This is a genomic window from Mesobacillus jeotgali (assembly GCF_900166585.1).
Taxonomy (GTDB): Bacteria; Bacillota; Bacilli; order Bacillales; family Cytobacillaceae; genus Mesobacillus; species Mesobacillus jeotgali_A.
Map to the genome: position 1 here is coordinate 974,138 of NZ_FVZC01000008.1, position 21,080 is coordinate 995,217.

Below are 21,080 nucleotides of genomic sequence, written 5' to 3' on the forward strand. Positions count from 1 at the left end.
TGCCATATTTTTATCATGGTCAGCTTATTAAACTTTTGAATTTATGCTTAAGAATTGGCAACAATATAGATTTATCAATAAGAAAGCAATGCGATTTCATATTCGAAATGCATTGCTTTTATTTATGTTTTTATAGTTGTGGACTAGTGTCAACTCGATCGCCAAGGAAAACAATAAAAATTGAATGGATATCTATAATACATCTTTCAACTCAGTATCAGCATAAATTGAGATAAAGACCACGGCTTTTTCCTCTCCGATATTTTTAACGTAGTGGGGAACACTGGCATTCCAGCTAAAAGAATCTCCTTCTTCTATAATAAACGAATCCTCTCCTTGTTCTGCCAGGATTTTCCCTTTCAGTACTAAATGACTTTCTTCCCCTTCATGTGAATGTGGTTCTCCGATAGAAGCCCCTGGAGGAAATTCTACGATCATTGTTCTTAGTCCGCCCTTTGAAGCCAGGTGTTCAATCTTCAAATTGTGAAAAGAAGAATTGGTTCTTGCCTCTTTGCGAATGACACGCATATGCTGTTTCTTTTCTAATAATAAATAGGGGAGTGGAACCCCAAGAAACTCAGCAATGGTACTTAATGTACTAATTGAAGGGGATGTATTGTTATTTTCAACATTGCTTATAAAGCCTTTGGATAGACCTGTACCTTCACACATTTGGGCAATCGTGATCTTTTTTCTGTTTCGTATGGCTCGGATCTTTGTTCCAATATCCAACTTAACCACCTCTGATGTTTTCTTTTAAGAAACTTATTTATATATTAGCAAAAATGCTGTTGACAGACCACCCTATTTATTGTTATCTTTTAAACAACAAATATTCTTATTACAAAACAAACGAATAGTTACTTTTTTGATTTGAGGTTTCTAAATAAGAATATTAAATTTCTATCAGTAAAATCCAAGTGGGTAGGATCATCATATAGAAGGGGTGCTGTAACTTGAATTCATCTATGCTTTATGAACTTCGAACACCATCAAAGGTTGAGCCCGATAAAACCTATCCTGCACTTTTTGTCATGCATGGAATGGGGAGTAATGAACAAAATATGCTTTCGTTAGTAGCTGGGTTAGAAGAAAAGTTTTATATTTTTAGTATTCGCGGGCCACTGTCTCAACCGCCAGGTTTCGCCTATTTTACGATACAAGGCTATGGAAAACCGCACCGGGAAGTTTTTGATCAAGGAATCTCACAGCTGACTAATTTTATTGATCATGCAGCCGGACGATATCCGATTGATCAAGAACGCTTATATTTGCTTGGATTTAGCCAGGGAGCTATTGTATCCATGACACTTGGCTTAGCACTTGGCAAACGCATCAAGGGGATAGTTGCTTTGAGCGGATATATACCAGGATTTGTAAAAGAAGAATACACGATTCAACCTGTTGATCATCTTTCCTTGTTTATTTCTCACGGAGAATTTGACAATGTTTTGCCCTATGAATGGGGAGTAGAAAGTAAAGAGTTTTTTGAAGGGTTAAAATCACAAGTAACTTTTAAAGCCTACCAAGAAGGTCATACTGTTTCAATTAAGAACCAACAGGATTTTACCAAGTGGTTACTTGAAGATGTAGATTGATAAAACCATTAAGGAGGAATTTTATAATGATGCCAGCTTTATTTGTTGCCCATGGAGCACCTCTATTGGCAATTCAAAATAATGAATATACTCAATTCCTGAATTCGTTCGGCAAGGAACTGCCCAGGCCTAAAGCAATCATTTTGTTTTCAGCACACTGGGAATCATCTCTGCAGCAAGTTAGTAATGTAGAAGACTATAGAACGATTTACGATTTTGGAGGATTTCCAGAAGAATTGTATCGTATTCAGTATCCGGCTAAAGGTAATGGAACCATTGCAAAGGAAATTACAGAGTTGTTAACTGAACAGGGAGTGCCTTTTGAAGTGGATAGCACACGCGGCTTAGATCATGGGGCATGGGTAGTTCTTAGGTTAATGTATCCTGATGCTGATATCCCTGTCATTTCAATGTCTGTAAACCCCAGCCTTACACCTGAGGAACAATATCAAATTGGACGTTCTTTGTCAACATTAAGAGAAAAAGACGTTTTAATCATTGCAAGCGGAGGAACGGTCCATAATCTTGGAGCCTTAAGGATGGTCAGCAATAATCAAACAGTTGATCAATGGGCAATTGACTTCGACAGGTGGCTTGAGCAGCATATTACTAATTGGGATTTAGAATCCTTATTCAAATATGATTCATTAGCTCCGAATGCGAAAATGGCTGTTCCGCCATATGGAAATGAACACTTCATACCAATTTTTTATGCAATGGGTGCCGCAGATCAAGTAAAAAGTGCAAAGCTGCTTCACCGCAGTTATCAATATGGAAACCTCAGCCACAGTGTATGGCAATTTGGGGAGTCCAAGTAACTGCAATTATATTATTGACAAGACATGGAGGAAGAAAAAATGGAAAATAAATACGAAGTAAGTATATTGATTTTGCGAATAGTCTTAGGTATTAGTTTCTTCGTTCACGGATTAGCAAAATTCCAGGGTGGGATTGAAAATACAGTTGGATGGTTTGGCAGTATTGGTTTACCAGGATTCCTTGCTTATGGCGTTGCTTTTATAGAAATAGTTGGTGGTATTGCCCTAGTACTTGGCTTGTTTACAAGAATTGTTTCAATCATATTTATACTATTGATGGTTGGGGCAATTATAAAAGTGAAATTAGCTGCAGGATTCTTAGGGAACGGACAAATGGCTGGATATGAATTGGATTTGGCATACTTGGCAATGGCAGTTTCTATTGCGATCACTGGTTCAAAGGCTTATGCACTAGATTCATTTATTGGTAAGGGACAAAAGGCAGAAAAGGCAATACATGTCCTTTAATTTACCATGAATGCAGTTTTCTTGAAGGCATTACTTCATTAATAGAGGTAATGCTTTCTTTTATATTATATTGACATTCACTCTCTGAGATTATCCTGCGCCGGAGAATTGTCTCTTAGAATTGTGTTGGTTCCGCTCCTGCGGCCCCCTATTGATTGTGGAGGCTGATAAAGGTAAGCATTTTTTAAATAGTAAAATAGAAAGGGAGATGCGGTATGCCGATTATTCAAATAACCATGCTGGAAGGCAGAGATCAAAAAACCATTGAAACATGTATGAAGAATATTGCCCGTACTGTGCAAAAATCACTTGGAGTCCCATTAACAAGCATTCGCATTGTAGTGAATGAGGTTCCAAAAAATCGTTTTGCAGTGGGAGATACACTAAAAAGTGAGATGCAGGAATAGGGGGATATCGATGCTGGACTATAGAGTTCTTGCTGAATATTTACTTAAAGCAGAGAAACAAAAACAAGCCGTTTCTTGTATATCAGATAAGGTGGAACATTTTAATCTGGAAATGGGATATAGGGTGCAACAGGAGCTTGTAAAAAGTAAAGTTGAGTCTGGTAACAGGGTGACGGCTTACAAGATGGGTCTTACCAGTCAAGCAAAAATGAAGCAAATGAAAGTTGATACCCCTATATACGGGTATATTTTTGATTACATGGACGTTCCCGACAAGGGCCAGATCCGAATGGAAGATTTTATCCATCCAAAAGTGGAGGCGGAGCTTGCCTTTATTTTAGGGGAAGACATTGAAGGGACAAATGTTACAGGTGAGCAAGTATTGGAAAGAACCCAGTGGATACTGCCTGCCCTTGAGATCATTGACAGCCGGTATGAGAATTTTCGGTTTAAGCTGCCCGATGTGGTTGCGGATAACACATCTGCATCACGGGTCATTTTCGGGAATCGTTTATTCCAGCCCCAGGACTTTGCCGTTGATTCAATTGGTGTATCTATGTCATTAAACGGTGAGATAAGAGCAAGCGGAGTAAGTTCAGCAGTTTTGGGAAATCCGGCTAATTCTGTAGCGTTATTAGCCAAAATGTTATATGAAGAAAAAAAGGAGAAAATGAAAAAGGGCTCTGTCATTTTGACAGGGGGAATTACGGAGGCTGTGCTATTAAAAAAAGGGGACCATGTTATAACGGAATATGAAGGAATGGGTGAAGTCTCATTTCAAGTTCTATAAGTAATTATCTGATTGAAAAAAATGTTAAAAACTAAGCGATATAAAACCCCAGGTTGTTGTATTTATTGAAAACCTTTTTCGAAAGAAATATAGAAATAATAATTTACAGTCGATTTATCAAAGAACCCCGCCTGACAATATGGCGGGGTTTGGTGTTAAATTATAAACTTTTTAACGCTGTTCTCCAGTTTTTGTGACAAATCCCTCAGGGAAGTCGTAAGTTCCGCAATTTCTCCGATTGAGTCTGCCTGAACGTCTGTCGAGGAGGCCGCTTCTTTTGACGCAGATGCGGTTTCTTTGAGCAGTCTAGTAAATTCGTTCACTGTAGAAGAAATTTCTTCAGCCCCCGCCGATAGTTGTTCAGTCACCGCAGAAACTTCTTCAATTTCTGCGCTTACTGCTTCGATGGATTGAAGCATGCCAATGAATTTGTGGCCGGTATTTTGGATCGAACTCGTCCCCAGCTTGACTTCGTTTACACTTTTGTTCATCGACTCAACAGCGGCTTCAATTGTTATTCTAAATGTATTCAGCAATTCCTCGATTCTGGCTGCTGAGTTCTTTGATTCCTCTGCCAGTTTCCGTACTTCTTGCGAAACAACCGCGAATCCCTTTCCATGTTCTCCCGCTCTTGCTGCTTCAATTGCTGCATTTAACGCAAGCAGGTTCGTCTGTTCAGAAATTCCGGTAATCAAGGCGACGATGGTTTTAATTTCATCTGCCTTCTTACCCAGGGTCAAGACGGTCTCAGAGGACAATTCCACAGATTCTTTAACAATTTCAATTCTGCCAATGACGGACTCTAGTTCGGAATAGCCTTCCTTTGCCTGCTCAGTTACCGAAACGGAAGATTCACTAACTTCGGAAGCAGCTTCCGCGATACGGTGGACCCCGATTGCTATCTCATCCATTGCCTTTGTAGTTTCCATGCTCGATTCCAGCTGTATGTCGGTAGCTGAGGCAACGTGCTGGATACTATGTACGATGGTACCTGATGACTCGTGGATTCCACCCATTTCATGGCCAAGCTTGTTGGCTGCAGACAATAACTGATTGGCGGAATGTTTGATATCGTGGATCATTTCCGAAGTATTCAAAGCCATTTTTTCAAAAGAGGCCAGAAGCTGCGGAATTTCATCTTTGCCCTTTACCTTTATCCCATGCAAAGCGTTTTGTGCATTTACAAAGTTTCCTTCAGCCATTTCATTGGAGGCCTCCATCAGAACCCCAATGGGCCGTAAGCTTTTGTTCAAGAAAATTGTCAGAATAGCAACTATTGCAACAACTAACACCACCATAAAGCCGATAATAACTGGAAGTACACTAAGGTTAACTTCGTGTGTAATTGTGCCCACCTTCCTGGCATCCACGTCTATACCGATTATCCCAATCACTTCTCCGGCGGAATTTTTAATCGGCGCAAAAGCACTTAAATAATCGCCATATTTCTTGTCTTCTACTATCTCTTTACTCGTACTCTTGCCTTCCAATACCGGCTGAATGTCCGCATAGGAGGTAGTTGAGGTTGCCTCTCCAATTGGACTGGCGACTTCGGAACCTGCAGGCTGGCCATCAATTAGGATTACAGGCTGCTTATCTTCAACGCCAACAGTATAAACGTAAAATGCACCTGTCAATTCACGAGCTTCATTTAGACGCTCTCTAAGTGTCCAATATGTATCGGTTTCAGACGGATTATTCAAAAACTGCTCATATAAGTCAGTGTCAACCTTGGCAGCCAGGCTTTCCGCAATGCTCACGCTGTAACCAGAAATAGAGCGTTCAACCGTATCATTGTTGTTTTTAAATATGATGCCAATCATCCCTGCCAAAACCACTATCATTCCGATGGCAGTGACAAGGGCAATTTTCCAGCTTAGCTTTTTCATAAAATCCCCCATATGTAGTTATTCACCTTCTATATCGGAAAAATAGTCATGCTTATTTATAGAATTGAGTGAGAAGGAAGTACTGTAATTTATGGAAGTGATGGAATAATTAGGGATACTGCAATTTTGGAAATACAATAATAATCTTTTCCTGGGACGGTTTCGGAAAATGATCCAAATGTTAACGGGATTGGCAATCCAGGCATCCTAATATTTTCGCTGATTTTCACAGTATTAAGGGATAAATAAAACAACAAAGGTTTCAGGGGGAGGCCGGGAAAGAGGAAAATCAAAGCGATTTTAATAGACTTAAGAATGGCTGAAAAATGAAAAAAATAATATATTGATATAATTATAGGAAGACTTTAAGCGATCAAAATTTTGAAAAAATCCCTAAGTGAATTCAGGGAAACTCGTTATAATTCACAATAAAATAAATTTAAGAAATTGTTTGACAAATGTAGATTACCATGATAATTTTTAATTAATTAATTTGGAAAGTAAAAATCGATGACGAGAAGAGTAAGATGAGTGCCCTGTTCTACAGAGAGTCGGTAAATGGTGCAAGCCGATGTTCAGAACTGATCCGAAAATCATCTCCGAGATGCAATGCTGAAATTTTCAGTAAGTATTGCCGGCTGGTCCGCCGTTACAAGGAACGCGTATGATTGTACGTTGATTGAGTGCCGTAATATGGATGTTTTTATCCAGAAACGGAACTAGGGTGGTATCGCGAGCTAACTCGTCCCTATTTTAGGGGCGAGTTTTTTTATTTTCCAAAAAAATATATGGAAATGAGGAATGGATGATGAAGGAGCAATTAATCTTTTTAAATGGCCAGTTTGTCAGTAAGAAGGATGCGGTTGTATCGGTGTATGATCATGGTTTTCTATACGGAGATGGTGTCTTCGAAGGGATCCGAGTGTATGAAGGCAATGTCTTCAGGCTGCAGGAGCATGTTGATCGGCTATATGACTCGGCTAAGTCCATTATGTTGTCCATTCCTTACAGCAAACAGGAGTTAAGCGATCTTGTGGTTGAGACTTTGAGAGTGAATGACCTGTTAAATGCTTATATTCGCGTAGTTGTCTCCAGGGGAGTAGGGAATTTAGGCCTCGACCCGGCCTCCTGTTCACATCCGCAGGTCATTGTCATTGCGGAGGAGCTTGCACTATTCCCGAAAGAATTATACGAGTCGGGGATCGAGATTGTCACGGTAGCTACGAGACGGAATCGCTCGGATGTACTTTCACCAAAAGTGAAATCACTGAACTATTTGAATAATATCCTTGTCCGAATCGAGGCCGGTTTATCTGGTGTCAATGAAGCACTTATGCTGAATGATCAGGGCTACGTGGCGGAAGGTTCCGCGGATAATGTTTTTATCGTGAAAAATGGCCAGATTCTTACACCTCCTGGGTATGTCGGAGCACTGGAGGGGATCACAAGAAATGCCATCATGGAAATCGCTCATAATCTTGGCTTCTCGATGAGGGAGGAAGTTTTCACAAGGCATGATGTCTATGTGGCCGATGAAGTCTTTTTAACTGGAACGGCTGCAGAGGTGATTGCGGTTGTGAAGGTGGATGGACGGACCATCGGCGATGGAAAACCAGGTGATGTCACAAATCAACTTTTAAAAGAGTTTAGGAAAACTGTCGTTGAAGACGGGGTCAAAGTGTTTGAACAACAAAGTGTATAAAGAAGAATACTAGGGGGGATTTAGTATGCGCAGTGACATGATCAAAAAGGGAGTTGACCGGGCTCCGCATAGAAGCTTGCTTTATGCAACCGGCGTGAAATTAGAAGATCTGGAAAAGCCTTTCATTGGTGTTTGCAATTCATATATAGATATTATTCCTGGCCATGTACATCTAAGACAGTTTGCAGATGTCGTCAAGGATGCCATCAGAGAGGCTGGCGGAATTCCGTTTGAGTTCAATACAATCGGAGTTGATGATGGGATCGCGATGGGGCATATTGGCATGAGGTATTCCCTTCCAAGCAGGGAGCTGATCGCAGATTCAGCTGAGACTGTCATTAATGCTCACTGGTTCGATGGAGTTTTCTACATCCCGAACTGTGACAAGATTACTCCAGGGATGCTGATGGCGGCGGTAAGGACGAATGTTCCTTCGGTATTTGTTTCGGGAGGTCCAATGGAGGCAGGTGTTTCCAGCACTGGACAGCCTTTATCGCTGGTGTCCGTATTTGAAGGCGTGGGTGCCTATCAATCTGGGAGAATGTCTGAAGAGGAATTGCTGGATATTGAAAAGAATGCGTGTCCAACTTGTGGTTCTTGCTCGGGCATGTTTACTGCCAACTCTATGAATTCTCTTATGGAAATGCTCGGAGTCGCGCTGCCTGGTAACGGCACGCTGGTTGCGACCTCTGAGGAACGCCATAAATTAATCTATGATGCAGCTCGTCATTTGGTCGAAATGGTCAAAAAGGATATTAAGCCAAGAGACATTATCACCAAGGAAACGGTTGATGATGCCTTTGCGCTTGATATGGCCATGGGTGGATCGACGAATACGGTCCTCCATACCCTGGCAATTGCGAACGAAGCTGAAATTGACTATGATTTGAGCCGGATTAATGAAGTGGCAAAAAGAATTCCATATTTGTCTAAAATCAGTCCAGCTTCGCATTATTCCATGCAGGATGTCCATAATGCCGGCGGTGTCAGCGCGATTATCAAACAACTTTGTGAAATGGAAGGAGCCGTACACCCGGATCGAATCACAATTACCGGTAAATCCCTTTACGAAAATGTAAAAGATGCAGAGGTACTGAATGGTGATGTTATCCGCAGCAAGGAAACGGCTTATAGCCCAGTCGGAGGTTTATCCGTTCTGTTTGGAAATATCGCTCCAGATGGAGGCGTCATCAAGGTAGGAGCAGTGGATCCTTCCATCAAAACTTTTAAAGGTGAAGCGGTTGTCTATGAATCTCAGGATGATGCCTTGGCTGGAATCGAAAGTGGCGATGTGCGTGAAGGGCATGTGGTAGTCATCCGCTATGAAGGGCCAAAAGGCGGTCCGGGAATGCCGGAAATGCTTGCGCCAACAGCTGCGATTGCAGGAAGAGGACTCGAAAAGAAAGTCGCCCTGATCACGGATGGCAGATTCTCCGGTGCTTCAAGGGGTATTTCCATTGGCCATATTTCACCCGAAGCGGCTGAAGGAGGGCCAATCGCGTTTGTGGAAAATGGAGATGCTATTTTCATAGATTTAGAGGAAAGGACCATTTCCCTTGAGGTTCCTGAAACAGAATTAAGTGACAGGAAAGCCAAATGGAAACAGCCGGAGCCGAAAATCAAGAAAGGATATTTGGCTCGTTATTCGAAGCTGGTCACCTCCGCGAGCACGGGTGGCATCCTGAAAATTTAATAGATAACTCGATGACGAGGTTCAGGGAATTGGATTCCGTATTTACAGAGAGCTGGTCGCGCTGGAAGCCAGCAATACGCCATTTCCTTCATCCCCTCTGAGTGCTCTCCTGAAATCGCAGTAGGGACAGCCGGGTATACACGGACGTATACTCGTTAACAAAAAAGAGACAGTTCAGTTCTTTTTTAAGAAAGTGACCTGAGCTGCCTTAAAGGCTGTGTCTTGCAAGAGATGCAGTAAATGAGGGTGGTACCGTGGAATGCTATAAGCCTTTCACCCCTGCACAGTGATGGATGTTGTGTGGGGTGGAGGGCTTTTTATTTTGCTTTGATTGATCAATAGGAAGAAAAGGAGGAAAACGAGATGGAAGCAAAAGAGCCAATGGTCACCGTTGGAACAAAAGAATTGAACATGAATGGGGCAGATCTCTTCATCCAGGCACTGAAAAGTGAGGGCGTAGAGCTATTATTCGGCTATCCTGGCGGAGCTGTTTTGGGAATTTATGATGCTTTGTACAGGTCACCGATTAAGCATATTCTTGCGCGTCATGAACAAGGGGCGATACATGCGGCTGAAGGCTATGCGCGTGTTTCGGGGAAGCCCGGGGTCGTGATCGCTACCTCTGGACCCGGCGCAACCAATGTGGTGACAGGAATCGCCGATGCAATGATGGATTCGCTGCCGCTTGTCATTTTTACAGGGCAGGTTGCCTCACAGGTTATCGGGACAGATGCCTTTCAAGAAGCAGATGTAGTCGGGATGACTGCCCCAATCACAAAGCAGACTTACCAGGTGAGAAGGTTAGAGGATTTGCCCAGAATTGTGAAGGAAGCCTTCCATCTGGCGAGAACTGGACGGCCGGGCCCTGTTCTGGTCGATATACCGAAGGATCTTACAGCACTTCAGACTTCTTTTTTGCCAGAGGCTGAGATAAAACTTCCGGGATATCGGCCGACGTTAAAGCCTGATCCGTTACAGGTAGACAGCCTGCTTGAGGCACTTCATCACTCCCGAAAGCCTGTCATATTAGCCGGAGCAGGAGTTTTACATGCGAGGGCTTCGGAAGAATTGACTGCTTTTGCCGAACAGTATCGATTGCCTGTCGTCCACACTTTATTAGGACTAGGTGGATTTCCGGCACACAACCCGCTGTTTTTGGGAATGGCGGGGATGCACGGCTGCTATACCGCGAACATGGCCCTTTATGAGTGTGATCTTTTAATCAATATCGGAGCCCGATTTGATGATCGTCTGACAGGAAACCTGACTACCTTTGCATCAAATGCCAGGGTTGCTCATGCAGACATTGACCCAGCGGAAATAGGCAAAAATGTAGAAACTCATTTTCCGATAGTTGGAGATGCGAAAGCAGTTTTACAGATGCTGTTAAGTCAAACTGTTGAGAGGCCAGATTCACGGCTTTGGCTGGACCGCTTAGAGGAAAACAAACAAGAGTACCCGTACTGGTTCTCTGATAGTGAAGAATACCTTCCTCCACAGCATTTAATAGAATTAGTGCACAAGCATACGAATGGTGAAGCGATTGTCACGACGGATGTCGGCCAGCACCAGATGTGGGCTGCCCAATTTTACCCCTTCGCGCAGCCAAACTCCTGGGTCACATCGGGGGGACTGGGAACAATGGGATTTGGTTTCCCGGCGGCGATTGGTGCGCAGCTGGCAGAACCAGATGCGACAGTCATTTCACTCGTCGGGGACGGCGGCTTTCAAATGACGCTCCAGGAACTGATTTTATTAAAAGAATGGAATCTGCCAGTAAAAGTGCTGATCATCAATAATGGTTCACTCGGAATGGTCCGCCAGTGGCAGGAAACCTTTTATGATAAACGGTTTTCGCATTCGATCTTTTCCCTTCAGCCGGACTTCATCAAGCTGGCGGAGTCTTATGGGATAAAAGCTTATAGGGTGAGCAGTAAAGACGAAGCAGAGAGGATTTTCAGTGAAGTCCTAACAGACAGCGAGCCAGTTCTGATAGATTGCAGAGTGAATCCTGATGAAAAGGTCTATCCAATGGTCGCCCCGGGGAAAGGGCTGCATGAAATGATTGGGGTGAAACCATGAATAAACGGATGGTCACAGCCTTAGTCCATAATGAAAATGGAATTTTCACCCGGCTTATGGGCATGTTCCACAAGCATCAATACAGAATTGAGAGCCTTGCCGTTACGGTCGCATACCCGGAGCTGAGGGATGTTTCCAAAATGTCCGTCATTCTCGAGGTCGAGGATGACCATAAGTTTTTGCAGCTGGTGAAGCAGGTGGATAAACAGGTGGATGTCCTGTTTGTCACGGATGTAACAGACGAACTTGTCCTTGAGAGGGAACTCGCAATGATGAAGAAGTTTCTTGTCTGAAGGAATGTTTTAAAAAAGGGAGAGGGTTGTAAATGGTAAAGGTTTATTATCAAGCAGATGTGAATGAGGAAGTTTTAAAAGGGAAGACGGTTGCTGTCATTGGGTACGGCTCACAGGGACATGCACATGCACAAAATTTACGGGACAGCGGGCATCGGATTGTCGTCGGATTGCGTCAGGGGAAATCATGGGCACAGGCTGAGAAGGATGGATTCCGGGTGTTATCTGTCAAGGAAGCGTGTGAAGCGGCAGAAGTGGTCATGGTCTTATTGCCTGATGAGAAGCAGCCGGCTGTGTATGAATCAGAAATCAAACCAGCTTTAACTGCTGGAAAAGCTCTTGCGTTTGCCCACGGTTTCAATGTTCATTTTCACCAAGTTGTCCCTCCAGAAAATGTGGATGTATTTTTAGTGGCGCCAAAAGGGCCGGGGCACTTGGTACGGAGGACTTTTGAAGAAGGAGCAGGAGTCCCGGCATTGATTGGGGTGCACCAGGATGTGACCGGCCGGGCGAAGGAGCTGGCCTTGGCCTATGCAAAAGGTGTAGGTGCTGCGAGGGCAGGGGTGCTGGAAACGAATTTTCAAGAAGAAACAGAAACCGATCTATTCGGTGAACAGGCAGTCTTATGCGGTGGCTTAACATCACTAGTTAAAGCCGGGTTTGAGACGCTGGTGGAAGCAGGATACCAAAAAGAAGTTGCCTATTTTGAGTGTATGCATGAGCTGAAATTAATCGTGGATTTAATGTATGAACAAGGACTGGAAGGTATGAGACACTCGATTTCGGACACAGCTCAATGGGGAGATTTTGTATCAGGCCCGCGTGTTATTAATGAAGAAACAAAGGCGCGCATGAAGGAAGTGTTGGAGGATATTCAATCAGGCAAGTTTGCCGAAGGCTGGATTTTGGAAAACGAGACGAATCGGGCTGAGTTCAACGCCATTAACGATCGGGAAAAGCAGCATCCAATTGAAGAGGTTGGGAAAGAGCTGAGAAAAATGATGCCATTCGTCCAGCAAAAAGCAAAGAGAGCATTCGTTAACAGCGTGAGTGAATAATAAAAATAATGATATCGAGGTGGGCCCATTGGGAATTTGCTAAAGAGCATCAACATTGATGAAGCAATGGAAAAACTGAAGGATAAAGTGCATCGAACTCCTTTAAAGCAAAGTGCGACTTTAAATTTCTTAACGAATGCTGACGTATATTTGAAACTTGAAAACCTGCAAAAAACGGGATCGTTCAAGCTTAGGGGAGCGATGAATAAAATCTTATCCTTGTCAGAACAGGAAATGAAAAAAGGAATTCTTGCTGCTTCTGCCGGCAACCATGCCCAGGGGGTAGCCATGGCATCTTCGTTAAGGGGCATCAGATCAAAAATCTATATGCCGAAGCATACTCCTTTTTCCAAGGCTTCTGCAACAAAGGGATATGGTGCGGACATTGTCCTGGTCGGCGAAACGTACGATGAATCCTATCAAAAAGCCGCAGAAGAAATGAACCAGAAAGGCAGCACCTTTGTTCATGCGTTTGACGATGCATTGGTGATTGCGGGGCAAGGGACAATAGGAATGGAAATGCTGCAGCAAAATGACCAATTGGACGTCATTTTTGTGCCTATTGGCGGTGGCGGGCTAATCTCAGGAGTAGCACTTGCCATCAAAGCCATCAAGCCAACTGTTAAAATCATTGGTGTGCAGGCAGTTGGGGCGGCTGCCACCTTTCAAAAATTCACTGGACAAAAATTGAAGCCGACACATGCTATCCACACAATCGCTGATGGAATTATGGTAAAGGAACCCGGAGTGATGACCTATCCTATCATTGAGAAGTTTGTAGATGAAATCGTAACCGTAACCGATGAAGAAATTGCCCATGCCATCATGTTCATGCTTGAAAGAGAGAAAATGCTGGTCGAAGGGGCTGGCGCCGCAGCATTGGCAGCTATTTTATACAAAAAGGTTCATGTATATGGCAAGAAAATAGGGTGCGTCATCAGTGGTGGGAATGCAGACCCCGTTAATATTCAAACCTATAAGGAAATGACAAAATCAATGAAGAAAATCGGATAACGAATAGTTTTAAACGAACAGCTTTCCTTGCACTGATGAGGAAAGCTGCTTTTATATTAATCAAATACCCCTATTGCTGAAAAAATTGCAATCCTAAGTACGTGATCAATCAACGTATTTGATAAAACTGTAGTCGTGAAATAGGATGGGGTTTTATAAGGAAAAAAGCTCAAGCCCCTTCCTATCGGACACTTACCTCATGTTCCAGCTTCTGTTTTGTCCGATAGAGCCATCCTATCGGACACTTATGTCATGTTCCAGCTTCCGTTTGTCCGATAGAGCCATCCTATCGGACACTTATGTCATGTTCCAGCTTCTGTTTGTCCGATAGAGCCTTCTTATCGGACACTTATCTCATGTTCCAGCTTCCGTTTGTCCGATAGAGCCATCCTATTGGACACTTATCTCATGTTCCAGTTTCTGTTTGTCCAATAGAGCCTTCTTATCGGACACTTATGTCATGTTCCAGCTTCTGTTTGTCCGACAGAGCCATCCTATCGGACACTTATCTCATGTTCCAGCTTCTGTTTGTCCGATAGAGCCTTCTTATCGGACACTTATCTCATGTTCCAGCTTCCGTTTGTCCGATAGAGCCATCCTATTGGACACTTTTCTTACGTTCCAGCTTCTATATGTCCGATATGACTTAACCTTCCATCCTGGATGAAAAATGTAACATCCTGTTCATCGTCCATTCATATAAGAGGTTTATTCTAAGGAAGTCAAAGAGAGAATGGAGGATGGAATGATGAACCTTGCCTGGAAAGAAATTAAGAAAAATAAAGTGCGATTTTTAATATTAGGTTCCATTGTTTTTCTGGTTAGTTTCTTAACCTTTATTATTTCTGGTTTAGCCAATGGATTATCACAGGATAATGCTTCATTAATTAAGGATTTACCAGACGGATATTTTTATTTGAATGCAGATGCTGATGAAACTTTTAATCTGTCCAAAATAGATAACCGTATCCAGGAAGAGTTATTAAATAATCAGAAAGATGCTGCAGCACTTTCAATTCAGATGGGCTTTTTGAATGATGTGAATGGGAAACAACAAAGCGTGGCTTTTGTAACTTCAACCGACTCAAACATATTTAAGGACGTAGAACCCGGAGAGGTTTGGCTGGATCGTTCAATGGAGGATAAGGGAATAAAAGTTGGGGATACGTTAACGAACAATCAATTCAGTGGCGAGTTTATTGTAAAAGGTTTTGTTGAACAAACGAAATTCAGCCATGCACCTGTTGCTTTCATTAATATAGAAAACTACAAAGAAATTTATCGAGTAGAGGAAATGCAGCTGGTATTCGTACCTGGGGAAGATAAGCCAGAAGAAGTGAATGGTTTACAGTCATTTTCTAAGAAGGAATTTCTCAATAGTATTCCAAGTTATAATGCAGAACAAATGTCTCTTAATATGATTGTCTGGTTCCTGGTAGTAATCAGTGGAATGCTGTTCGCCATCTTCTTCTATATGATGAACGTTCAAAAAATTGGGTTGTACGGTATTCTAAAAGCAATCGGTCTAAAAACAAGCCAATTATTCAGGATGATGTGGGCACAGATGATTTTTATTACAGTGATTTCACTTGCTTTGTCTATGGCATTTAGTCAAATTTTTAATATGATTGCACCACAAGAAATGCCTTTTAGTTTACCAATTGAGACAACGGCGCAATTGTCAATAGTATTCCTGATCATAGGATTTGTAGGAGCTACATTGTCAGGTATTCAAATCAAAAAGGTCGAGCCACTGCATGCGATACAACAAGGAGAGTTGTAAAATGGCATTATTTCAAATTGATGAAGTTAGAAAAACGTTTACTAATGGGGAAGTAAAAGAAGAAATACTGAAAGGAATTAATCTTACTCTTAACGAAGGAGAAATAATCGCCTTAGTGGGTGCATCCGGTTCCGGTAAAAGCACGCTTCTAACAATAGCAGCGGGCCTCCAGCCTGCTTCGGAAGGACAAGTGATTTTTGAAGGCGAAAGTTTGACGGCCATGAGTCCAGAGCAGATCAGAAAAATACGGGCAAGTAAATTCGGTTTTGTTTTTCAATTTGCACACCTTGTTCCGTTCCTGACAGTTGAAGAACAACTTATGCTCATGTTAGATGTTTCAGAATCAAAGCTAGAGAAACGTGAACAAAAAGGAGAAATTAAAAGGATTTTGCAATTAGTGGGAATGGAACATCGGAAAAATGCTTACCCATCTTCATTATCAGGCGGGGAGAAACAGAGAGTGGCGATTGCTCGTGCGATCATTCATAAGCCTCAAGTTCTTTTTGCCGACGAACCAACTGCCAGCCTGGATTCAAAAAGATCTAAAGATATCATGACATTAATCAGAGATTTAACCAAGAAATTAAATATTACTACCTTAATGGTCACCCATGATGAAGAAATGCTTTCTTACGCTGACCACATCATTAAAATGAGTGATGGTCAAATTGCAGAGTGAAGATTCATCGTTTACATCTCTCTGAAAAGGCGGTATTGTATATCAAAAAACAGCCCAGGCATTTGCGCTAGGGTATTTTTTGATTTATGACGAAATAAGAGAAACGAGGATTTATGTAACTTTTACTTAAAGGAGATCCAATTATGACAAATATCCTGATTGTTGATGACGATGTGAATGTCTTGACGCTTTTAGATATCCATTTATCTGAACAGGGTTATACAGTATTCAAAGCAAAGGAAGGACTCGAAGCGCTGGAGATTCTTAATAAAGAGGTATGTGATTTGGCAGTTGTTGATGTGATGATGCCATTTATGGATGGCTATACATTAACTAAGGAAATTCGAAGCCAATTTAATATCCCGGTCATTCTTTTAACGGCCAAAAGTCAAATCGAGGACAAGGAGCATGGATTTCAAGCAGGTACGGATGATTACCTTGTTAAACCCTTTGAACCGAGGGAGTTAAGCTTCCGTATAAAAGCTTTGCTGCGCCGATATGAAAATCAAACAGATGAATCCATCCTCCGCATTGGCAGTACAATTATAAACAAGCAAAGCTATGAAGTAGTGATCAGTAACCGGACTCTTCTACTGCCCCTAAAAGAGTTTGAACTTTTGTATTTTCTTATGTCCAAACCCATGCAGGTGTTTACCAGAGACCATTTGATTGAACGCATTTGGGGGTTGGATTATGAAGGGGATGAGCGTACGGTTGATGTGCATATAAAAAGGTTAAGAGAGCGTTTTTCTAAACTGACTGACGATTTTCAAATAAAAACAGTACGCGGAGTTGGATATTCACTGGAGGCTAAGCGCGAATGAAATCTCTTTATTTGAAATTTGTTGTCATTACGATCGGGATCATGATTTTTAGCAGTATGTCAGCCTTTTTAATATCCAACGCTTATTATCAGCAAAACTTGAAACTGCAAAACGATCAAAAAATCACTAAAATGGCCCATTCTATTGCCAGGTATACTGCCATGCATGCTGATGTCAACTTGAACGAGTACCTGGGGAATATTTCTGCAATTGGCTATCAGATATACCTGGTTGACAGTTCTGGGGAAGGATCTTTTTTTGGCTCACCATTCAGGGATAAAAGCCTTTCTGTTTCAACTAAAGAGTATGTATTAAAGGGAAATGTCTTTCATGGCATTTCTCAATTCCCGCAAAAAACTTTTGTAACAGGCTTTTTTGCAAATGAACTGAAGAATACAATTGGTGTTCCACTAACACATAGCGGAGTAAATTATGCCCTTTTCGTCAGGCCTGATATTAAACTTCTTTTTAATGAAATGCATCTTCTATTTGCATGGATGCTGTTCTTCACGATTATTTTGAGTATCGTTATCGTGCTGGTAAGTGCCAAGTATTTGGTAAAACCCATTTCAAAACTAACAACAGCGACAAAATCTCTCTCCAATGGTGACTTTAATGTAGAACTCGATATTACTCGTCATGATGAATTAGGGGAACTTTCACATAGTTTTTTACGCATGGCAAGAAGATTGGAGCAAATGGAAGACATGCGAAAGGAGTTCATATCGAACATTTCTCATGATATCCAGTCCCCTCTATCCAATATAAAAGGATATACAAATCTGTTGGAAAATAAGTCAGTAAGCGCAGAAGAAAGAGACCGTTACTTTTCCATTATTAATGGCGAAATTAGAAGGCTGTCTACGTTAACCAAACAACTATTACTCCTTGCCACGTTAGACAGCAATGAGGATATCCTGAAAAAAAGACATTATAATGTCGGGCAGCAAATTAAGGAATTGCTGCGAAATTATCAATGGCTGATAAATGAAAAAAATATCATGCTCAGTTACACCCTGCCAGATATTGAAATCAACGGGGACCCATCTTTACTGAATACTGTTTGGGATAATCTATTGACGAATGCCATCAAATATAATAAAAATGGTGGCAGCATTGATATATCAATAGAAGAAAAAGGAGAAATCCTAGTAGTTACCTTTGAAGATACAGGAATTGGATTGAACAAAACCGAAATCGAAAGGATATTTGATCGCTTCTATCGGGCAGATACTTCAAGAGCACGCACAATGGAAGGAACAGGACTCGGTCTTTCGATTGTTTGGACAGTTGTTAAGCTCCATGATGGCCATGTTAAAGTAAATAGTACAGCAAAAGAAGGAAGTACTTTTATCATAGAGTTACCAATCAAGTGAAATATAAACAATTGATCATTCATTACTAATCGACATATTGGCAGCGGGTATTTTTAGTAATATTTTCAAATTGAGTTATAGAATAAACTTATAAAAGGTGCACTACACATGAGGGGTAATTTTAACTAAAGGTGCCCTTTTTCCTCTAGGTATGAGGGAAGGATAAGCAATAAAAAGCAAAAAAACTCTCAAAGTTGTTTTTCTGCAAGCAATCAAAATGTCCCAGAAGCGTATGAACTCTTGATCTTTGATGCACTCTGGGGGATGCAACATTTTTTGCTCATTGGAACTAAGTGGAATGGTCTTGGGTATGGGTAAATTGGTAGAACCAATATTAAAGGCGTTTAAAGAAAATTGAGTTCCTCTTCATACCTCTTCATCTAGATCAATGGGGCCAGAAGCCGCTCATTAATTACTAGAAGAAGGGGGATATAATTGGTGGTAAAGTAATACGAGTAAAGCGGATCTAATCCCATTGCCTATTATTGTTTATTATGCTTCTAAAAATAAACCTGAACTAAAAAGTATGAGCTCCTTTAATCTCTTACGGAAAAGGCAGGACATTATTCCGTATAATCCAATACAGCAAAGATAAACTTCCTACTTGAACTTTTTAATGTCAACTAGAGAACAAATTAACTATTATATTGACCGTGAATCCTTTATATCTATCTAAAGATAAAAGGTCAGTAGAATTACTAAAATGGTTTTATGGGATTTGCTAACGAACATCATTTAATAAAAATTATGAAAAAAGGGAACCCTCTTTCTAAGCTTTTAGATTTTTATTTAGAAAGAGGTTATAAATGAGAAAAAAACGAAAACGAAAAATTAGAAATAGGCATATCATTTTGATACTAAGCGTCGCATTAATTTCAATTATCAATAGATCATCGGGTGATATTCCTAAGTATTATAAAAATATGGTTTACGTTAGTTCTTTTAACGCTATTTATTATTTGCTATGTAAAAGACATCTTTTATGGGAATCTATCCCATCCGGAGTAAACTGGTTCACTATTAGAGTAGTTCATACATTTATAATAACCCCTTTATTAGTGCTCGTATTCTTATCCAAAATGCCGCATACCCTGCTTAAACAATATACTTACATCATACGGTGGAGTATCGTAAGTACCGCTGTTGAATATTTGATTCACAAAAAGCATTTAATTCTTTATGCGCACGGTTGGAGTGTACTCTGGTCAGGAATACTATACTTTAAGATGTTTGTGTACAGTCACTTATTTACGAAACACCCGAGACTTACGTTATTCCTATCTCTGTGTTCAACTGTGTACTTTATTTTTAAATTCAAGGTTCCATTGAAAATGAAGCACTTTTCAAGGTATTTTGAACTGTTAATTGATGTGTATTTCCATACACCCTTGGTTGAATTATTCACAAAAAGGAAAAAAATATTTTAAAATTTGATTCATTATAGAATAATGAATTATAAAAAAGGCTCGGTTATATTAACTGAGCCTTATCCTGTTTATTAGCAAATCTAATTGCATTTTGTTACATATTAAATTGTGAAAGGTAACGGAACCGATATTGAGATACTCTTATTTTAAATTAAGCGTTTATTGACCCTCATTTTGGTGGATCATTCCTTTATTTTTTCTCCTTTTTGTCTGTGAAATCCATAATAAAAATAGGGGAAGGGGAAATAGAAAGACCATGTACGTATATATGTCAATTGCACGCCCAATTCGAATATGGTCATTTGAGAGATATAGTGCTCCAAAAAAGCCTGCCGCTGCAAGAAAAGTAAATATTGCACGTTTTCCCCATTCTGATGATGCCTTCGAAACACTTATTTCATAGGCAATTCGAAAATATAGACTGCATCGGATATAAGTACCAAATGTCATTAGGATTAATGCGTATACATCAAAACGATCTATGAAACCTAAGCTTACAATTCTAACAATTTCTGCTGCGGGATAGACAAAGTTTTCCGCTTGCCCAAGTCCAAAAATCGTAATGACACCTGTTGTTGTAGAGAACATCATTAGAGCATTAAGCAATATTCCGATCACCCATATTAAAAAGAATCGCTTTTGTTCTATATGTTTAATCGGGATACATAACAATAGCAATAATTCTATCCAAATACTAACGAGGATTAAAGTACCCCAAAAAACAGGGCTCCAGCCAAACTCTAAAATAGGGAGTAGATTATTCCATTTTTTTTGTCCCGAATCCAAAACGGTGACAGTATGACCAGTGAACATCGTGATAAATGCTAACACACTAGCGGTTAAGGCAATTCGTTTGATACCCTTTGTTGCAGCATAAATAAAAAAAATCCAAAACCAGGTGAGGATAGCGATCACCGGGGTGTCCGGCAAGAAAACGATAGCAACGAGATCAATCAGGGAGGCAAGCGAAAAGACCATTAAAAATGAAAAATACAAGATGAATATAAATATGCTTATTCTTCCAATCCATTTTCCTAATAACAGGGCCAGCAGTTCTGAAATATTGGTATATGGATAATGAATTCGAAGTCGATAAATGGAAAAAAAGCGAATAGAATAGCTATAGGAATCGATATAAAAATGGAAATCCATGCATCCCTTCCGGCAACGTCAATTAAG

General features: G+C 40.9%; 18 protein-coding genes and 1 other annotated feature. Of the genes, 15 read left to right on the forward strand and 3 right to left on the reverse strand.

Annotation, left to right across the window (positions count from 1 at the left end; genetic code table 11):
- Positions 1-192 precede the first annotated feature (192 nt).
- On the reverse strand, positions 193-732 hold the full coding sequence (locus tag B5X77_RS09865) for a helix-turn-helix domain-containing protein (protein WP_079507537.1): 540 nt from the start codon (positions 730-732) through the stop codon (positions 193-195).
- A 224-nt stretch (positions 733-956) separates the two neighbouring features.
- Between B5X77_RS09865 and B5X77_RS09870 the strand changes: the two genes are divergently transcribed.
- From B5X77_RS09870 to B5X77_RS09890, 5 genes are all read left to right on the forward strand, one after another.
- Positions 957-1,598, forward strand: coding sequence for an alpha/beta hydrolase (locus B5X77_RS09870; protein WP_079507539.1), 642 nt, complete (start codon positions 957-959; stop codon positions 1,596-1,598).
- Between the two features lie 26 nt (positions 1,599-1,624).
- A complete protein-coding gene (locus B5X77_RS09875; RefSeq protein ID WP_079507541.1) occupies positions 1,625-2,416 on the forward strand; it encodes a dioxygenase family protein in 792 nt (263 codons plus the stop codon).
- A 39-nt stretch (positions 2,417-2,455) separates the two neighbouring features.
- Positions 2,456-2,884 carry a DoxX family protein gene (locus tag B5X77_RS09880; protein ID WP_079507543.1) on the forward strand — a complete coding sequence of 143 codons (429 nt, stop codon included), beginning with the start codon at positions 2,456-2,458 and terminating at the stop codon, positions 2,882-2,884.
- Positions 2,885-3,099: 215 nt separating this feature from the next.
- Positions 3,100-3,291 (forward strand): tautomerase family protein, encoded by a 192-nt coding sequence (locus tag B5X77_RS09885; RefSeq protein ID WP_079507545.1) that lies wholly within the window; start codon positions 3,100-3,102, stop codon positions 3,289-3,291.
- Between the two features lie 10 nt (positions 3,292-3,301).
- Positions 3,302-4,081, forward strand: a complete 780-nt coding sequence (locus B5X77_RS09890) for a 2-keto-4-pentenoate hydratase (protein ID WP_079507547.1) — start codon at positions 3,302-3,304, stop codon at positions 4,079-4,081.
- 155 nt (positions 4,082-4,236) lie between these two features.
- Here the strand turns inward: B5X77_RS09890 and B5X77_RS09895 are convergent, their stop codons facing one another.
- On the reverse strand, positions 4,237-5,970 hold the full coding sequence (locus B5X77_RS09895; RefSeq protein ID WP_079507549.1) for a methyl-accepting chemotaxis protein: 1,734 nt from the start codon (positions 5,968-5,970) through the stop codon (positions 4,237-4,239).
- Between the two features lie 501 nt (positions 5,971-6,471).
- Positions 6,472-6,723 (forward strand) — a binding site (T-box leader).
- A gap of 55 nt (positions 6,724-6,778) precedes the next feature.
- Between B5X77_RS09895 and ilvE the strand changes: the two genes are divergently transcribed.
- The 10 genes from ilvE to B5X77_RS09945 all read left to right on the forward strand — a co-directional run bounded on the left by ilvE (position 6,779) and on the right by B5X77_RS09945 (position 18,474).
- Positions 6,779-7,672: a branched-chain-amino-acid transaminase gene (gene ilvE, locus B5X77_RS09900; protein WP_079507551.1), complete on the forward strand. Its 894-nt coding sequence runs from the start codon at positions 6,779-6,781 to the stop codon at positions 7,670-7,672.
- 25 nt (positions 7,673-7,697) lie between these two features.
- Positions 7,698-9,365 (forward strand): dihydroxy-acid dehydratase, encoded by a 1,668-nt coding sequence (gene ilvD / locus B5X77_RS09905; RefSeq protein ID WP_079507553.1) that lies wholly within the window; start codon positions 7,698-7,700, stop codon positions 9,363-9,365.
- Positions 9,366-9,728: 363 nt separating this feature from the next.
- Entirely contained in the window at positions 9,729-11,447 is a 1,719-nt protein-coding gene (gene ilvB, locus B5X77_RS09910; RefSeq protein ID WP_176167281.1) for an acetolactate synthase large subunit, read from the forward strand.
- Positions 11,444-11,740 (forward strand): acetolactate synthase small subunit, encoded by a 297-nt coding sequence (gene ilvN / locus B5X77_RS09915; protein ID WP_079507555.1) that lies wholly within the window; start codon positions 11,444-11,446, stop codon positions 11,738-11,740. Before ilvB ends, ilvN begins: the two co-directional genes overlap by 4 nt.
- Before the next feature lie 32 nt (positions 11,741-11,772).
- Positions 11,773-12,798 (forward strand): ketol-acid reductoisomerase, encoded by a 1,026-nt coding sequence (gene ilvC, locus B5X77_RS09920; RefSeq protein ID WP_079507557.1) that lies wholly within the window; start codon positions 11,773-11,775, stop codon positions 12,796-12,798.
- Between the two features lie 36 nt (positions 12,799-12,834).
- A complete protein-coding gene (gene ilvA / locus B5X77_RS09925; RefSeq protein WP_257391772.1) occupies positions 12,835-13,812 on the forward strand; it encodes a threonine ammonia-lyase in 978 nt (325 codons plus the stop codon).
- Between the two features lie 748 nt (positions 13,813-14,560).
- Positions 14,561-15,595, forward strand: a complete 1,035-nt coding sequence (locus B5X77_RS09930) for an ABC transporter permease (RefSeq protein WP_079507704.1) — start codon at positions 14,561-14,563, stop codon at positions 15,593-15,595.
- Position 15,596: 1 nt separating this feature from the next.
- Complete coding sequence (locus B5X77_RS09935; protein WP_079507559.1) at positions 15,597-16,274, forward strand: ABC transporter ATP-binding protein; 678 nt, start codon at positions 15,597-15,599, stop codon at positions 16,272-16,274.
- 143 nt (positions 16,275-16,417) lie between these two features.
- Entirely contained in the window at positions 16,418-17,098 is a 681-nt protein-coding gene (locus B5X77_RS09940) for a response regulator transcription factor (RefSeq protein ID WP_079507561.1), read from the forward strand.
- Positions 17,095-18,474: a sensor histidine kinase gene (locus B5X77_RS09945; RefSeq protein WP_079507563.1), complete on the forward strand. Its 1,380-nt coding sequence runs from the start codon at positions 17,095-17,097 to the stop codon at positions 18,472-18,474. Before B5X77_RS09940 ends, B5X77_RS09945 begins: the two co-directional genes overlap by 4 nt.
- 1,586 nt (positions 18,475-20,060) lie before the next feature.
- Here the strand turns inward: B5X77_RS09945 and B5X77_RS09955 are convergent.
- Entirely contained in the window at positions 20,061-21,053 is a 993-nt protein-coding gene (locus tag B5X77_RS09955) for an endospore germination permease (RefSeq protein WP_079507567.1), read from the reverse strand.
- Positions 21,054-21,080 lie beyond the last annotated feature (27 nt).

Bases quoted from the DNA above. Each gene is read 5' to 3' on its own strand.
- B5X77_RS09875 (WP_079507541.1), top strand. From the start codon at position 1,625: ATGATGCCAGCTTTATTTGTTGCCCATGGAGCACCTCTATTGGCAATT.
- B5X77_RS09880 (WP_079507543.1), top strand. From the start codon at position 2,456: ATGGAAAATAAATACGAAGTAAGTATATTGATTTTGCGAATAGTCTTA.
- B5X77_RS09885 (WP_079507545.1), top strand. From the start codon at position 3,100: ATGCCGATTATTCAAATAACCATGCTGGAAGGCAGAGATCAAAAAACC.
- B5X77_RS09890 (WP_079507547.1), top strand. From the start codon at position 3,302: ATGCTGGACTATAGAGTTCTTGCTGAATATTTACTTAAAGCAGAGAAA.
- B5X77_RS09895 (WP_079507549.1), bottom strand. From the start codon at position 5,970: ATGAAAAAGCTAAGCTGGAAAATTGCCCTTGTCACTGCCATCGGAATG.
- ilvE (WP_079507551.1), top strand. From the start codon at position 6,779: ATGAAGGAGCAATTAATCTTTTTAAATGGCCAGTTTGTCAGTAAGAAG.
- ilvD (WP_079507553.1), top strand. From the start codon at position 7,698: ATGCGCAGTGACATGATCAAAAAGGGAGTTGACCGGGCTCCGCATAGA.
- ilvB (WP_176167281.1), top strand. From the start codon at position 9,729: ATGGAAGCAAAAGAGCCAATGGTCACCGTTGGAACAAAAGAATTGAAC.
- ilvN (WP_079507555.1), top strand. From the start codon at position 11,444: ATGAATAAACGGATGGTCACAGCCTTAGTCCATAATGAAAATGGAATT.
- ilvC (WP_079507557.1), top strand. From the start codon at position 11,773: ATGGTAAAGGTTTATTATCAAGCAGATGTGAATGAGGAAGTTTTAAAA.
- B5X77_RS09930 (WP_079507704.1), top strand. From the start codon at position 14,561: ATGAACCTTGCCTGGAAAGAAATTAAGAAAAATAAAGTGCGATTTTTA.
- B5X77_RS09935 (WP_079507559.1), top strand. From the start codon at position 15,597: ATGGCATTATTTCAAATTGATGAAGTTAGAAAAACGTTTACTAATGGG.
- B5X77_RS09940 (WP_079507561.1), top strand. From the start codon at position 16,418: ATGACAAATATCCTGATTGTTGATGACGATGTGAATGTCTTGACGCTT.
- B5X77_RS09945 (WP_079507563.1), top strand. From the start codon at position 17,095: ATGAAATCTCTTTATTTGAAATTTGTTGTCATTACGATCGGGATCATG.
- B5X77_RS09955 (WP_079507567.1), bottom strand. From the start codon at position 21,053: ATGGATTTCCATTTTTATATCGATTCCTATAGCTATTCTATTCGCTTT.